Here is a 253-nt window from a genome sequence, read left to right on the forward strand (position 1 = left end):
GGGAAGGACAGGCGCAGGTCGCGCGCGGCCTTCTCGACCACGGTCACGACCTTGGCCCAGTCGGGCCCGCCGCGCGCGTGCGCCAGGCCTTCGGCCAGCACGTCGCGGCACAGTTCCAGCACCTGGGACGTCGAGACCGACTGGCCGAAGAACAGGGTCGCGGTGTCGGGCAGCTGGTGCGCCTCGTCGAAGATGATGGTGTTGGCCGACGGCAGCAGCTCGGCCACGCCGGTGTCCTTCCGCGCCACGTCGG

General features: G+C 71.9%; 1 pseudogene. It reads right to left on the bottom strand.

Features of this window, described 5'->3' with window-relative positions:
• Nucleotides 1-253: pseudogene (locus tag KVT32_RS30770) on the bottom strand (ATP-dependent DNA helicase); the annotation flags it as partial.

This window comes from Achromobacter sp. GbtcB20 (genome assembly GCF_019091095.1).
GTDB lineage: Bacteria > Pseudomonadota > Gammaproteobacteria > Burkholderiales > Burkholderiaceae_B > Achromobacter > Achromobacter mucicolens.